Source organism: Paraglaciecola algarum, from assembly GCF_021532655.1.
GTDB classification, from domain to species: Bacteria; Pseudomonadota; Gammaproteobacteria; order Enterobacterales; family Alteromonadaceae; genus Paraglaciecola; species Paraglaciecola algarum.
Genome location: NZ_JAKGAS010000005.1, coordinates 173,887 through 188,591, shown reverse-complemented (window position 1 = coordinate 188,591; position 14,705 = coordinate 173,887). Strand labels below are relative to the sequence as shown.

Below are 14,705 nucleotides of genomic sequence, written 5' to 3'. Positions count from 1 at the left end.
CAGTGGTTTACCCAGGCACTTGAGGTTATTTCAAACATGCATCTACAGGTTTGTTTTCCAAATCTTTAGGAGCGCCGGATGCCAAAAAAAGAAGCACTAGATTCAAAAATTTATGTGTTAGATACCAATATTCTCCTTCACGAGCCACTTGCCTTTTTATCCTTTAAAGAAAATGACGTTGTTGTGCCCATGACAGTTCTCGAAGAACTTGATCACATTAAAGACAGTAAAAAAGATGTGGCTAGAGATGCTCGTGTATCTATTCGTTCAATGGAAGATTTGCTGCATGATGCAACACCTGAAGAGCTCATGAAAGGTGTGTCGATGCAAGGGCTGGCGGCAGGTGACAATGCGCCTACAGGTAGTTTGTCTATTTTTGTTGATTTGGGTATGCCAGCATCGCAACAGGTTTTTACCAGCAATGAAAATGATAATCGCATTATCAATTGCGCCTTACATTTACAGGCAAAAAATAGTCCTAGGCAAGTGGTTCTGGTCACTAAAGATATCAATATGCGTCTTAAGGCTAAAGGAGCGGGTTTAGGACATGTAGAAGATTATCGAACTGACCAAATGATCACAGACATTAAATATTTGTCTAAAGGTTACCATCAGTTTGAAGGTGATTTTTGGGAAACAGTTAAGGCGGTTGATAGTCGCACTGAAGGCCGAGACACCATTCATACCATTGATCGTAAAGTGCTGCCCGAGGCATACGTGAATGAGTTTTTACTGGATGACAGTCAACACTTTGCTGGTCTAGTTGAATCTATCACTCAAGATCATCTAGAAGTATTAGACTTAGGTTACGAACGGCTAATGGGCCGCAAAGCATGGGGCATCACACCCAAAAATATCGGTCAAGCAATGGGCTTACATGCCTTACTCGATCCGCACATAGACTTAGTAGTGTTAACCGGGCCAGCTGGCAGTGGTAAGACCTTGTTGGCATTAGCGGCGGCATTAGAAATGGTGGTTGAGCGTAACATGTACGATAAAATTATTGTGACCAGAAGTACGCCCGAAATCGCTGAATCTATCGGTTTTTTACCCGGCACCGAAGAAGAAAAAATGGCCCCTTGGTTAGCAGCGATTACTGACTCCTTGGAAGTACTGCATAAAAACGATGAAAACGTAAAAGGCTCCATGAGTTACATCATGGAAAAAGCCAATATTCAGTTTAAGTCAGTCAACTTTATGCGTGGCCGTAGCATTCAAAATGCCATTGTGATTTTAGATGAATCACAAAACCTTACCGCTTCACAACTTAAAACCATCATCACTCGCTGTGGTGAAGGCACTAAGTTAATTTGTAGTGGTAACTTAGCTCAAATTGATAGTAATTATTTGAGTGCTGTGACTTCTGGTTTAACTTACATAGTGGAGAAATTTAAAAACTTCTCTGGCAGTGCAACACTTAATCTAGATGGTGTAGTACGTAGCCGTTTAGCTGAGTTTGCAGAAGAGCAGCTTTAGTGTTTAGTTTTAGAATTAGCTTTCACCATTACAGTTTATTGCTGTAGTGGTGAATATTTAAATGATCACTAAAGCTTTTTGCGTTTGACGACGAATTTATAGATTTTGGCCGGCGGAGAATTGATGTGTCAAAAAGACTAGAACTTTGTTTGAAAACAGATATCGGTGACCTTGGTGTAATGCAATTGAAGCGACTTTGGTCTTCGATCCTAATGCAAAGGGCTGGAATTACTTTACCGTCAAATTTAGATAAGCACATTAACCAAGTTGTACTGAGTGCTCTAGGTTTGGGATTGCATCAAACTATGCAATATTTGTTTACCAATGCCCCTCAGTTTGATGTGTTCGAGAGTTGGATAATAAAAACCTGCGGTAGGCCCGGCCCACTGATAGTTAATAGACTTAATGCTTTGGTAGCGGCCACTGAATACCCCAATAACGTTAAGCAATGGTTGAGTGATATTGAATCGACTGATTCCGTGTTTTCAAAAGAAGATCTGCTACATTGGAATAAGTATGGATATGTAGTGTTACACGATGCAATTTCGGAAAGTGCATGCTTAGAGTCGGAAAAGGCCATATGGGACTTTATAGGAGCAAACCCTCAAGATAAGGCAACTTGGTATAATACTAATGCCCATGGGATTATGGTTGAGTTGATACAACACCCTGTTTTAGATAAAAATCGACAAAGCTTGCGCATTCACAAAGCTTTTTCACAGCTTTGGGAGACCACTGATTTGTGGGTGACAGCAGATCGTTGTGGTTTTCACCCTCCTCAAAGTGAGAGTTATCCGTTTCCAGGCCCAGATCTACATTGGGATTTAGATTTTAATGAACCGTTGGGTTTTGGTACTCAAGGTATTTTATATCTTACTGACACCCATGCCGAACAAGGGGCCTTAACATTAGTTCCTGGTTTTCATCACTGCTTAAATGATTGGTTAAATACGTTAGATGCTAAACAGGATCCTCAAAAGCAAGATTTGCATAAATTAGGCTCTGTTCCAGTAGCTGGAAAGGCTGGCGATTTGATTATTTGGCATTCATTTTTGCCCCATGGTAGTCGACCAAACTTAGCCAATAAACCAAGAATTGTTCAGTACCTTAATATGTTACCAAGTATCGAAAATATGAGTGGTTAATGGATGATAATTAAAAGGATGTAACACATGATAAATGACACTGATATTGAAGAACTAAAACAATTAACTAGCATTTTACTCGACCCGAATAATTCGGTATATCGACTGCGGCCAGAGGTATTAGCACTCACCGATTTGTTTAATCACTCAAGTCAATTTACATTCGATATTGCAAATGATATTTCGGATGGAGAAAGCCTGACATCTGATGGCCTAGCTGTATCCCCAAAAATGGCGGCTATGTGTGTCGATGATTACATACGAACTATTATGTTTATTAGAGGGCTAAATGCAGCCATTATAGAAAAACTTAATGTTATTTCTTCAAGACCTATTCATGTACTTTACGTCGGTTGCGGCCCTTTTGCTGCGCAAGCTGTTCCTTTGATGACAAAATTTACAGCATCAGAGGTTCAATTTACTTTGCTAGATATTCACAATCGTTCGTTAAGTTGTGTGAAAAATGTAATTAACCATTTTAATTTAGCTTCTTCAGTTTGCGATATCATTAACACAGACGCGGCTAATTATGTTATTCAAGCTGATGCTAAACCTGATGTCATAGTTATGGAAATAATGCAAAATTGTTTACATAAAGAGCCGCAGGTCACTGTGAGTCGAAACCTTGTTATACAGGCCCCCTCAGCAACTTTGGTGCCTCAAAGTATTAGAATTGAATTGGCGTTAATAAATACACAAAATGATTTGGCTCATAATCAGGAAAGTGATTCACCATTGTCTCATAAGGTATTGGGTGAGGTATTTTGTTTGTCTAAATCATCCATTTTGAATTGGCAAAAACAGCCAAGCTCTAACGTCTTAACCGGCAATAAAGTCACTATTCAAGGGCCTATTGAACAGGGCTTTCAGCCAATGTTGAAAACTCAAGTTACTATTTTCAAAGAGCACCAAATTAGTAATTATGACAGTGGACTTACTACACCTATACCTTTGTCAGAATACTCAAATGCTAAGGTTGATGAAAATGTTCAATTTAGCTACACACTAGGAGTATGCCCAACTTTGGTTGCTAAAGTTACCTCATGAAAGTAGTAGGAACATTTAGTACCTTTTTCTTAACCCCAATACTGAGTTAAATTAAGCGCGGCTGGTTTCGGATCGCTGGACAATATTATGAAACAATGTACCAATCATCAGGATGTATTCGGCGACAGAATTAAGTTGCCTTTCAGCTTTGATGCAGATTTATTACTTAAAGATGTGTCGAATATGCAGCTTAAACCTTTTGTATATTACGATGTTATTCCACTGCGTAATCCTGCTCATTTAATTGATCCGACTATTCCTGCCCCTCCACCTAGTGATGATTATGCCGACGGTTCTTGGTGTGAATGGATGAACTCTACAGCACTAATTAATTCACCTAATATTATGCGAGTAATTGACTATTTCTCAACTCATTGCACTGTAACTTTAGTCAGGTTACTAAGATTGCAAGCGGGTAGTAAAGTAGCTGAACATACTGATCCAACGTTAGCTATACATATTGAGAGGTCAGTGATTCGCCTGACTATTCCTATCCAGTCAGAAGCTAGTGCCAAATTTTATCTAAACCATGAGGTTGTAGCGATGCGGCCTGGAGAATGCTGGTATTTGAGATTGTCGGATCCTCATAGTATCGAGCATTATGGTCAATTAGACAGAATTAATATGACTATTGATTTACAACCAAACGAATGGCTTTTAGATAAAATGCGTGAAGGATTCTATAACAAGGGTAATAAATGTTAATAGACAGATTAAAGTTACCGCTTATTTTTGATACTGAAAAAATGCAGGCTGATTTAGAGTTGCTTGAAAATATTGATTGGGTAAAACATTTTGTCACTCAAAATTATTCTGGTGAATGGTCCATTATCCCGTTACGTGGGCCAGAAAATGCCTCACATCCCATATTAATGAGTTATTCAGATCCTAGTTGTAAAGAATTCAGTGATACCCCATTTTTACATTCGCTAGCTTACTTACCTGAAGTATTAAAAAGCTTTAAGTGTCCTCTCTTAGCAGTACGGTTAATGAAGTTAAGTGCAGGTTCAGAGATTAAAACTCACACAGATCTCGATTTAAATGCCGACATGGGTACGGCTAGATTACATATTCCAATTATTACTCATGAAAAGGTCACTTTTTTATTAAACGATGAAGTGGTTCCTTTTAAGCTTGGAGAATGTTGGTATTTGCGCTTAAGCGATCCCCATTCAGTTGTTAATCGAAGTGATATCGACAGAGTGCACCTAGTTATAGATGTCACTATGAATGCATGGCTTGATTCTTTATTAGGGAATTAAAACGACTAATTGTCAGCCTTTTTTACACCTTCCTTTATATTGCCCCCCCTAATGAAACAAACGCCAAGCAGCCTAGTTTAATACTTTTTAGTCTTTATTTTGGTTTGATACGGCTTCAGATATGTTTAAAAAATTTACACAAGGATAAAAGAATAGCAAAGGAAGCAAGTGAACAACGGAAAAATTAGATATAACGGCAAGAGTTTGCTTAGTGCTATATAAAATAAAACTAATATAAATCATAAGGATACAATTAAAGCTCTAAAAATTATTTTTTTAGATGATTAAAATATAGGCGAATATATGATGGCGGTATAGTTGATGCTTACTTTTTATCCAATCAGCTGTTAATTAGCTGAGCTAGAGTTGAAGTTTCACTTCACGCTCATTGTCGTAATAGTTGTACAAGGAAAATAAGTATGAAAAATAAGTTTATCAATCATTTTAGTGCAGCTTTAGTTGCGCTTGCTCTCTTTACATCCACATCCCATGCAGCATTAATCACAAGTACCTTAGGTAGTGATCCGTCAGCATCTGGATTTGTTGACGGACAAAGTTTAGGTATTTCCGATTTATTAGGCTTACCTACACCTATGATATACGATGTCAATAATGACGGTTCAGATCCAATTGATAATTATGACTCTTCTTGGACTCACTCTTTTGGGGCTATTACAGATACCATCCTTTCTGCAGAGTTTACTATTGGCATATATGATCATGACTCTGCAAGTGCGGGTAGCCAATTAGGTGCATTTAGTTTAGATAGTCAAGATTATGCAGCGACTCTAGATGGATTATTCGAAGGTGCTGGTGGCGCTAACAGTGAATATAATGTTTATTCATTTAGCTTAGGAGCAGGTTTTTTTGCGCAATTGGTGGATGGTTCATTATCAGCTGCATTATCCTTGGCAGGGCCTGTTGAAAGTCCAGGTTTATTACCAACCTTTCCTAATCAAATAGATAATTTTAACGGCGCTAAATTAATATTCTCTACCTTGAGTATTACCACCCAAAATTCAACTTTACCTCCACCTGATCCTAATCCAGTGCCTGAGCCTAGCGCGTTAATACTTTTATTGGCAGGTCTTGGCTTTATATTCACTAAGAAAACAATTCGCTAACACACCTGTTCCCTTGCTATTCGACAGGGGATGCTAAAACTAGGAGAAAGTTATGCTCTCACGTAGAGGTTTTATAGTAACAGGGATCTGTTCGGCAGTATCCCACTCAGCAATATCTAGTAGTATCAGTAGTACAAATACTTGGATAAGTAACACTGAGCATGAACAGTGTAATCAGGCTTTAGACAATCTTTCATTCAAGCGTATGGACAAGTACAAAGGGGATACCCTCTACTTGCGAAATAACGAAACTAACATAAAAGTAAAAATTGTCGATGTGCACGATATGAATAGTGATTATCGTCTAGAGCAGTTTAGTTTATCGCTTGAGGCTAATGATAATTCCATTGATTTAAATGGTGTTTATCAAGCTCAATTAAATTCTGATACTGACTTTGTAGAGTTTCCTATTAGCGTAATCGGAAACCAGGCTGACAGTGTTGAAAGTAAATATTTTGCTGTGTTTTCCCGTATCAAATCTGTTTAACAAGTTTATTAACACTTAATTAGTCAAAGTCTGTAGATAACTCGATAGATAGTCTTAATCGAAGGTGGGGCTTTTAGGCTATACAGGTAATCATTTTAAGGAAAAATTATGTCTGAACCTTTTATTGCTCAAATTCAAATTTTTGGTGGCAACTTTGCTCCTCGTGGCTGGGCTTTTTGTGATGGAACTTTATTACCAATCGCACAAAATACTGCACTATTTTCAATTCTAGGTACAACTTATGGGGGAGATGGAAGAACAACGTTTGCCTTACCTGATTTACGTGGGCGTGCTGCGGTGCATGCTGGAAATGGACCCGGCTTGACCAATCGCCCTCTTGGGCAAAAATCGGGGACAGAAACGAATACACTTTCGACAGCTAATCTTCCCGCTCATAGTCATAATGTTGAGACTAAATGCCTTAGTGGTGCAGGTAATGCAAACACTGCAGCAGGCAATGTGTGGTCTGCAGATGCAGGAAATCAATCTGCCACCTATAGTAATGCCCCAGCTAACGGAACTATGGCAAGTGGTGCAGTAACTGTAGCAAATACTGGAGGTAGTCAGGCGGTCAATAACATGCAGCCTTATCAGACAGTGAGTTATATTATTGCCTTGGTTGGGTTATTTCCTTCTCGAAATTAATGTAATGCTCATTATGAAATCAAAACTTGAAAGTTTACGAACATCAAAATAGTTCACAATAGATAATTGAAGAAAGGAGATTAAAATGTCGGATCCATTTATAGGTGAAATCACAATGTTTGGCGGAAACTTCGCACCTCGCGGATGGGCGTTATGTGATGGACAGTTGTTAGCTATTAGTGGTAATTCAGCCTTATTTTCATTGCTTGGTACCACATATGGCGGGGATGGTAGGAGTACTTTTGGTCTGCCTGATCTAAGAGGAAGGGTTCCTATTCATGAAGGCCAAGGTGCAGGTTTGTCACCTAAATCTTTAGGGAGTAAAGGCGGTTCAGAGACGAATACGCTTAATGCAAATAATTTACCATCACATACTCATGCGGCGGTTATTAACTGTGTTGCCGGTGCCGGAAATGCGAATACTGCTGCTGGTAATGTTTGGTCTGCAGATGCAGGGAATCAATCTGCAACTTATAGTAATTCTGCGCCAAATGGTACAATGCAAAATGACGCGATAGAGCTTGCAGATACCGGTGGCGGTCAGTCTGTGAATAATATGCAACCCTACCAGGTAGTAAACTATATAATTGCGCTGGTTGGTACCTATCCATCTCGCAATTAATGTAGTGTAGGTACGAAATCGCAGACTTTTATTGTGAGTAGAGTTTTAACTAAGTTGGTTTTTTCTGATGATTGGTTGAGCTGTCAGCCAATCATTAAAGATGTTTGGTGTGAGACAAACGCAAGATCGTTAGGGCTGTTCTACGAAGGAGATGTTATTGAGCTGATGCAATTACAATTTTCTGCAAAAATAGCTCAGTATCAGGCAAAGTTTATGGATCTCAATCAAGGGGTAGCATATTTAAATGGGGACTCTTGTGGCTATGTAATGTGGTCTGTGTCAAGAGATGAGCTTGTTTTAGTTGATATAGCTGTGTTACCTGAATATCAAAGACAAGGAATTGCAACTGAGTTAATACGCCACTGTATGCAGCTAGCTGATTTCAATAAAAAACCGATTACACTGACAGTCACCCTAAATAATAATGCCATTTGGCTATATAAAAAGATGGGTTTTGAAATGGTTGATTCAAATGACACTCATTATAGAATGTGTCTTTATTTGCCTAAGCTTGTTGATTAGTAGTGAAGTACTTTGTATTGCTAATAGCTGTTCTATGTGTGGTTCAGGTCTGGCTTAAACCGTTCAAATTTGAAAAAATAGAAGTGAATCTCTCTGCTCAGGCTGATAATATTCTTGTAAAAGAGCATATACAAGCAGTCCAACATATTGTTCCCAATAATAATGTTAAGGTGATAATCCCAAGCTCACAAATTGTTGGTAGTGAAACCTTGATCCCAGAACCTTCGGAAATAACCTTATCTCAACTAGAGTCATGGATTTATACAGGAAGCCAAAATGACAAATGGCAAGCTGTGTCATATTTACCAGACTTCGGACATGAATCAATACCTCTATTATTGAATATAATTTACAGTAATAACGAGTTATCCCTAAAAGAACAGGCTATTGCTTTATTGGCAGATGTCGACCCTGCATTACTTTCATCACTCAAACTGAATTTAATACAGGATAATAACCAACTCATTCCAATGATAAGTGTTCTAGGAGGGAGCGAGAAACAGACTGCATTTAGCGAATTTAATAATGGGTTTCGTGTGCTTGAAAACGAGCAAACAAGAGGCTTAATAACTGAATTGCGGATAGGTAGTGACGAGCAAAGAGAACTTGCTATAAATAGATTGTTGTGGACTAGCGATACTGAGTACTATGAGGTATTAGATTGGGTCGCCTCTAAAGACAGTGCCAGCTCGGTACGGCTAGCAGCTATTAAGGTAGGTTTAACCTTTGATGGCGAACACCCAAATCGATGGATTAAAAAGGCTTTGCATGATATTGAGCCGGAAATTCAGGCTTTTGCATTACAACAAATTCAAACTTTAGGTCTTAACGTTGAATTTTTCTCTCACGATTTAATTGGTATTTTATATTCTAATTCTAACCAAGAAATTTTTGACAAGGTCATGGAATTACTACAATTCGAGCCGGCTTATATTGGGTTAGATGTTTTGGCTCAGTAGTCAGTTAATTAGTCTCGACAGTCGTCAAACTTGAAACCAAAATGTGTTATGTCTTGATGACAGACCTCCTCAACTTTTGCTTTAGTTTCATTGTTGTAATACAAGCTATAGTGCAACTTAGAACTCGCATTTATTTTTTGATTAAGTTGAAACTCAATATTGAGTCGTTCCCCCATTTTACTTAGTTCATCATTCAGATTTTCAAACCGACAGACATGATCAACTAGGACTTTATTATCAAAGTCCGTAATCATTGCAAATTGACTCTGGGTAGGTTTGGTTGTTCCTTGTATATCCATAGTTTCATTCAACCAGTGATTGATAAATTGCGTAAAATTGAGGGTGTTGTGGTTGCTATTATTAATTCCAGAGGAGGGAGTGGAAGACACTAATTCGAACCAAGATACTAATCGCTCCCATGGATTTCTGACTACACAAAACTTATAAACTTGGTCAAACTCAGACTTCAGTATTGGTAAAGCCGTCGCACAAGGAGAATGTTGAATACCAATTTGTTTGCTGTCTGAAAAGTGTTGATATAAATTATTACTGATTAAAGTTCCTGCACAACGACTAATGTGTACAAACAGAAACTTTCCTTTAGCAGAATAAATCAATTAATCACTCTCATTAGGTATTCTAAAGTAGACTATTTTATTAGAATTATACCCCAATAAACTACTATTTACGCTGGATATAGTGCCGTTTAAACTCTTAAATAAGAGTCTATTCCGGATTGCTTGGTCATTATTTTCTTTTCGCTTCAGCAGCTTTAAACCATTCATTTTCATAAGCCAAACTTCCCCACAAAACGTGGGCTAGGGCGATGTTTGATAAATTTAAATTTAAACTTATTGGCTTTAACACTTTTGATATGTGGTCGTATTGAAAGTTAAGTGCAGGTTTTTGTGGCTGTAAAATAGTGACTTCTTGGCCTTGCATATAGGCAAAGTTGTCTGCGTATTGCATCATTGCTCGCCCAGAAGCATTAGGATCGTTTAAGTCATGACCTAACATTGGTGACTGGTTGGTGACTCCCATGAGTGATAATAAGGTAGGGGCCAAATCAATTTGGCTGACTACTCTGTTTTCAACTTTAGTCTCTATTCCAGAATTTAGGATCACACCAGGTATATGAAAATTGTTAATAGGCACTAGGGCATTACCCATGGCTCTAGCATCGTGATCGGCAACCACTAAAAATATAGTGTCTTGCCAATAATCTTGTATTTTTGCTTTATTGATAAATTTTCCTAACGCATAGTCGGCATACTGAATTGCTTTATGGCGTAGCAATTCTTTTGAGTCGTAAGTGGCTAATTGTTGTTCTGTGTATTTGATTGGGGTGACAACACCGTCAGGAATTTCAAAGGGATCATGGTTACTAGACGTAAAAATAAAACTAAAAAACGGTTTGTTTGATTGATGTAATTTGTTTAATTCAATATTAGCTTGGTTAAATAAATCTTCATCGCTGGCGCCCCAAGAAGCGACAAATTTAGGATCTAGAATATCTTTGAAATCGACTATATCGGTAAAACCATTGCCTAAGAAAAAGCTCTTCATATTATCAAAGTGACTTTCGCCCCCGTAAATAAATTGGGTAGTGTAATTATTGTTTTTAAGCAAACTGGCAATAGTGAAAAAGTTCTGTTGTGACTTGTCTAGCTTCACCACTGCTCGGGAAGGAGTGGGGGTAAAACCTGTTATTACTGCCTCAATACCCCTTACTGAACGTGTGCCTGTGGCATATAAATGATTAAATGCCCAGCCCTGTGCGTTTAATTTATCAATTTCGGGAGTGATGGCTAAACCACCTAGTGAGGACACATATTGTGCCCCCAAACTTTCTTCAAGAATGATGACTAAGTTTTTAGGTTTGCCTTGATAAAGTGGTTTACGTATTGCTAGAGAAGGCTGCGACGAACTTATAAATTTTACTGGCTCTAACAAGGTTTCTTGCTGGACTAGCTTGATGATTTGCTGGTTTTCCATTTTGCCATATAACTTAGAGGCATTTTTTTCGTCACCAAATTGTTTATAAGCATGGGCCACACAGTAGAGTGAATTTAGGGTTAATGAATTAATCAAAGGATCGGTAGAAAAATACACTAACGAAGGGTTAATTGGCCTGTGTCCAACTGTTCCTCTAGCACATAAAAATAGTACTAAAATTAAAGCCAAAAATGAGACTAGACTCGAAGGTATATTTAGTTGAAGCTTATTTTTACAGGTGAGCACTAACTTATCTAGGGTTCGCCATATACCAAGACTTAAGATGATTAATGATGAGAAAACGATTGTTATAGTGGCTAAATGGCCGTTGAATAACATCTTCATGACCTCATCAGGATAGGCTAGGTATTCTATAAATAACCTGTTGGGTCTAAAGCCATACTCAATAATAAATGCTGGAGTGGCTAATTCAAAAAATAACACGCTAACCAAAACCACAAAAAACCAAATTTTTAAGGCTTTTAGCCATAACACTTGTAACTTGCTAGCTATTAACCAAGGGTGGAGCAGAGCGGGCAGAATTAATAAGTAACCTAAAAGACTGAGGTCAATTCTTAATCCATTAAGTGATAACGCAAGCAAACTCTTGATGTCATGAAAGCGATCGATATTCCATATGGCTAATCCATATCTAGATATACTCAGGGTTAATAACAAAAATATAGCAAACAGCACAAATGGCCGTAAAACAAAAATTATAGAGCTAAACATCAAATACAACTTTTTAATTGATTACGATGCCAAGCCTATAAAATGAAACTTAAGGTTTACTTAATTTAAACTCAAATAAAGCCAGAGTATGAAGTTAAATTAATATGATGAGCCAAATACTCGCGGCGACTATCAGTCCTATAAAAACAGCGGCTGACCCCAAGTCTTTTGCTAAGCCGGATAGTGGATGAATATCCAAACCAATACGGTCAACTATTACTTCTATGGCTGTATTAATGATTTCAGTGAACAAAATAAACAAAATAGCTAAGATTAAGACGATTTGCTCATTGGCACTTATGTTAAATAAAAACGAAATTGGGATGGCTATTAGCAGCAACCATAACTCCTGCTTAAAAGCAGATTCATTTTTATACAGCCATTTAAATGCTCTAAATGAATTTAAGGTGGCTAAATGTATTCTTTTAATGCCAGTTGGCTTATTTGTATTGTCAAACACTAGTCAATCATCTCCAAGCTTAAGTAGCTTTGTTACTCAACTCTCAAATATAACATAGGAATAAATGATTAGCGTTTGAGGCTAGGTAGTTCACTAAATTGCGTATCAAGTTCAAGCGAAAAACCTAGCTATATTATGGCCTTATTAATTAACATCACTGACTTAATAGAAGTTTAGTCTTGGCTCATTTATTCGTGAATAAGTGATTACAGCGCCTTGAGTAATATTTCTCGGCTCACTTCTAGCGAGATGTCATTATGTTCACCTAAAGCCGTCATACCGTGTTGTTCTAAACGCCCTACTAATAAATCAATATCTTTGCTGCTGATATCGGCATCAGATAGGCTAGTAGGAACCTGCATTTTCTTGAAAAACTCAATAGTGCATTGAATGGCTTTATCAATTCTAGTGTTGTCATCACCTTCATTAATGTGCCAAACACGCTCAGCATATTGTAGTAACTTTTCACGTTTTTGTTCACGTCGTACTTGCATCAAGGCTGGTAATACAATTGATAAGCTGCGGGCATGATCTACTCCAAAGGCACCGGTAAGTTCGTGGCCAATCATATGTGTAGACCAATCTTGTGGCACACCTGCACCAATCAAACCGTTTAAGGCCATAGTCGCCGACCACATAATATTGGCCCGAATTTCTAAGTCGTCTTTGCTGGCTGGATCTAAGGCCTTTGGCCCTTCTTCGATCAAGGTTTGTAATAAACCTTCACTAAAACGGTCTTGCACTTTGCCATTCACGTTATAGGTTAAATACTGTTCGATGATATGTACAAAGGCATCGACTACGCCGTTACTGATTTGACGTTCAGATAACGACAAAGTCACACTTGGATCTAGCACCGCCAAAAGTGGGCGCACTAATGGGCTAGAGAAAGGGATTTTACTGCCATTACGGGTGACAACCGAGTTACCGTTACTTTCTGATCCGGTAGCGGGCAAAGTTAAAACCGCGGCAATGGGTAATGCTTGCTTAACCGGTTGTTGTTTAACAATAATATCCCAAGGATCGTCACCTTCATATTTAGCTGCGGCGGCAATAAATTTAGCGCCATCCACCACAGAACCACCACCTACGGCAATCAAGTAGTCGATTTTTTCCGCTTGAATAATCTCTTGAGCTTTCATTAGGGTATCGTAAGTAGGGTTGGGCTCTATGCCTGAAAATTCAAACCAAGTGTGATTTTTAAGGGCGTCAGACACTTGCTGAAACACCCCATTTGATTTGATTGAACCACCGCCATACACTACTAACACTCGTGCATCTGCTGGCACTTCTTTGGCTAGTACTGAAATTTGTCCTTCACCAAAATGAATGTGAGTAGGGTTTTGAAAATTAAAATTTAACATATTTGTTGGTATATCCTAGTAACTTGTATTTATGTAGCCGGTATTTCTATCATCCGGCTATGTGTAATCTGTAAATTTGGCTTGAAGAACTAACCTAAGCCGAAATGTGAGTTAATAATTTTTCAGCTGCTAGTGCTGAGCTAGCTGGGTTTTGGCCGCTAATGATTAAGCCATCTTTTACTGCAAAAGCTTGCCAGTCTGGGGCTTTTTGATAATCGGCTCCTCGCTTAATTAACTCGTCTTCTAGTAAAAAAGGTACCACTTCGGTTAATTGCACAGCTTCTTCTTCACTATTGGTAAAGCCCGTTACCGCTTTGCCTTGAACCGCATACTCACCAGAATTCAATTTTACGTTTAATAAGGCTGCACTTGCGTGACACACAGTTGCTACCGCTTTGTTGGCGGCAAGAAAGCTTTCAATCAAACTAATTGAGTCTTGATTGTTGGTAAGATCCCACAAAGGGCCATGACCGCCTGGATAAAACACCCCATCAAAATCATCCTGCTTTAGCGACGATAACACTTCAGTGTTAGCAATTTTAGCTTTTGCTACATCATCATTATTAAAGCGTTCGGTGGCTGAAGTTTGAAAATCATCTAATGTGCTAGTTGGGTCAATAGGCGCTTTGCCACCTTTAGGGGTGGCTAAGGTTACTTCTATACCCGCATCGATAAAAGTGTAATAGGGTGCCGCGAACTCTTCTACCCAAAAGCCGGTTTTTTGGCCTGTGTTACCTAGTTGATCATGTGAAGTCAGTACCATTAATATTTTCTTAGCCATTTCTTTCTCCGTTATTTCAATTCGTTAATAGGTATTAATAAAGTGGCCTTTATTGGTCTTTACTAATAAGCAGTTAAGCAGTGT

16 protein-coding genes are annotated in these 14,705 nt (G+C 38.3%); 11 read left to right on the top strand and 5 right to left on the bottom strand.

The genetic code is table 11. The features are described from left to right. Positions 1-78: 78 nt before the first annotated feature. The 11 genes from L0668_RS11075 (at position 79) to L0668_RS11025 (ending at position 9,289) form a co-directional block, all read left to right on the top strand. On the top strand, positions 79-1,476 hold the full coding sequence (locus L0668_RS11075; RefSeq protein ID WP_235312584.1) for a PhoH family protein: 1,398 nt from the start codon (positions 79-81) through the stop codon (positions 1,474-1,476). 125 nt (positions 1,477-1,601) lie between these two features. After that, a complete protein-coding gene (locus tag L0668_RS11070) occupies positions 1,602-2,621 on the top strand; it encodes a phytanoyl-CoA dioxygenase family protein (protein WP_235312582.1) in 1,020 nt (339 codons plus the stop codon). Positions 2,622-2,648: 27 nt separating this feature from the next. Beyond that, a complete protein-coding gene (locus tag L0668_RS11065; protein ID WP_235312580.1) occupies positions 2,649-3,668 on the top strand; it encodes an SAM-dependent methyltransferase in 1,020 nt (339 codons plus the stop codon). Positions 3,669-3,755: 87 nt separating this feature from the next. Further along, positions 3,756-4,373 carry an aspartyl/asparaginyl beta-hydroxylase domain-containing protein gene (locus L0668_RS11060; protein ID WP_235312578.1) on the top strand — a complete coding sequence of 206 codons (618 nt, stop codon included), beginning with the start codon at positions 3,756-3,758 and terminating at the stop codon, positions 4,371-4,373. Further along, positions 4,367-4,930, top strand: coding sequence for an aspartyl/asparaginyl beta-hydroxylase domain-containing protein (locus L0668_RS11055; protein WP_235312577.1), 564 nt, complete (start codon positions 4,367-4,369; stop codon positions 4,928-4,930). The genes L0668_RS11060 and L0668_RS11055 overlap by 7 nt, the downstream gene beginning before the upstream one ends. Positions 4,931-5,349: 419 nt before the next feature. Further along, a complete protein-coding gene (locus tag L0668_RS11050; protein ID WP_235312575.1) occupies positions 5,350-6,054 on the top strand; it encodes a PEP-CTERM sorting domain-containing protein in 705 nt (234 codons plus the stop codon). Positions 6,055-6,106: 52 nt separating this feature from the next. Next, entirely contained in the window at positions 6,107-6,541 is a 435-nt protein-coding gene (locus L0668_RS11045) for a hypothetical protein (protein WP_235312572.1), read from the top strand. A 108-nt stretch (positions 6,542-6,649) separates the two neighbouring features. Further along, positions 6,650-7,186, top strand: a complete 537-nt coding sequence (locus L0668_RS11040) for a phage tail protein (protein WP_235312570.1) — start codon at positions 6,650-6,652, stop codon at positions 7,184-7,186. 85 nt (positions 7,187-7,271) lie between these two features. Continuing rightward, the gene (locus tag L0668_RS11035) at positions 7,272-7,808 is read left to right on the top strand and encodes a phage tail protein (protein ID WP_235312568.1); all 537 of its coding nucleotides are present in this window, start codon (positions 7,272-7,274) and stop codon (positions 7,806-7,808) included. A gap of 33 nt (positions 7,809-7,841) precedes the next feature. Continuing rightward, positions 7,842-8,330, top strand: a complete 489-nt coding sequence (locus L0668_RS20925; protein WP_235312566.1) for a GNAT family N-acetyltransferase — start codon at positions 7,842-7,844, stop codon at positions 8,328-8,330. Positions 8,331-8,413: 83 nt separating this feature from the next. Next, positions 8,414-9,289: a hypothetical protein gene (locus L0668_RS11025; protein WP_235312564.1), complete on the top strand. Its 876-nt coding sequence runs from the start codon at positions 8,414-8,416 to the stop codon at positions 9,287-9,289. An 8-nt stretch (positions 9,290-9,297) separates the two neighbouring features. On the opposite strand, the gene L0668_RS11020 is transcribed toward L0668_RS11025, so the two are convergent. From L0668_RS11020 to L0668_RS11000, 5 genes are all read right to left on the bottom strand, one after another. Beyond that, positions 9,298-9,906 carry a sulfotransferase family 2 domain-containing protein gene (locus tag L0668_RS11020; RefSeq protein WP_235312562.1) on the bottom strand — a complete coding sequence of 203 codons (609 nt, stop codon included), beginning with the start codon at positions 9,904-9,906 and terminating at the stop codon, positions 9,298-9,300. 130 nt (positions 9,907-10,036) lie between these two features. Next, entirely contained in the window at positions 10,037-12,016 is a 1,980-nt protein-coding gene (locus L0668_RS11015; RefSeq protein ID WP_235312560.1) for an LTA synthase family protein, read from the bottom strand. A gap of 94 nt (positions 12,017-12,110) precedes the next feature. Further along, entirely contained in the window at positions 12,111-12,476 is a 366-nt protein-coding gene (locus L0668_RS11010) for a diacylglycerol kinase (RefSeq protein WP_235312558.1), read from the bottom strand. 206 nt (positions 12,477-12,682) lie between these two features. Then, positions 12,683-13,840 (bottom strand): iron-containing alcohol dehydrogenase, encoded by a 1,158-nt coding sequence (locus tag L0668_RS11005; protein WP_235312556.1) that lies wholly within the window; start codon positions 13,838-13,840, stop codon positions 12,683-12,685. Positions 13,841-13,934: 94 nt separating this feature from the next. Continuing rightward, positions 13,935-14,621, bottom strand: a complete 687-nt coding sequence (locus L0668_RS11000) for a type 1 glutamine amidotransferase domain-containing protein (protein WP_235312554.1) — start codon at positions 14,619-14,621, stop codon at positions 13,935-13,937. Positions 14,622-14,705 lie beyond the last annotated feature (84 nt).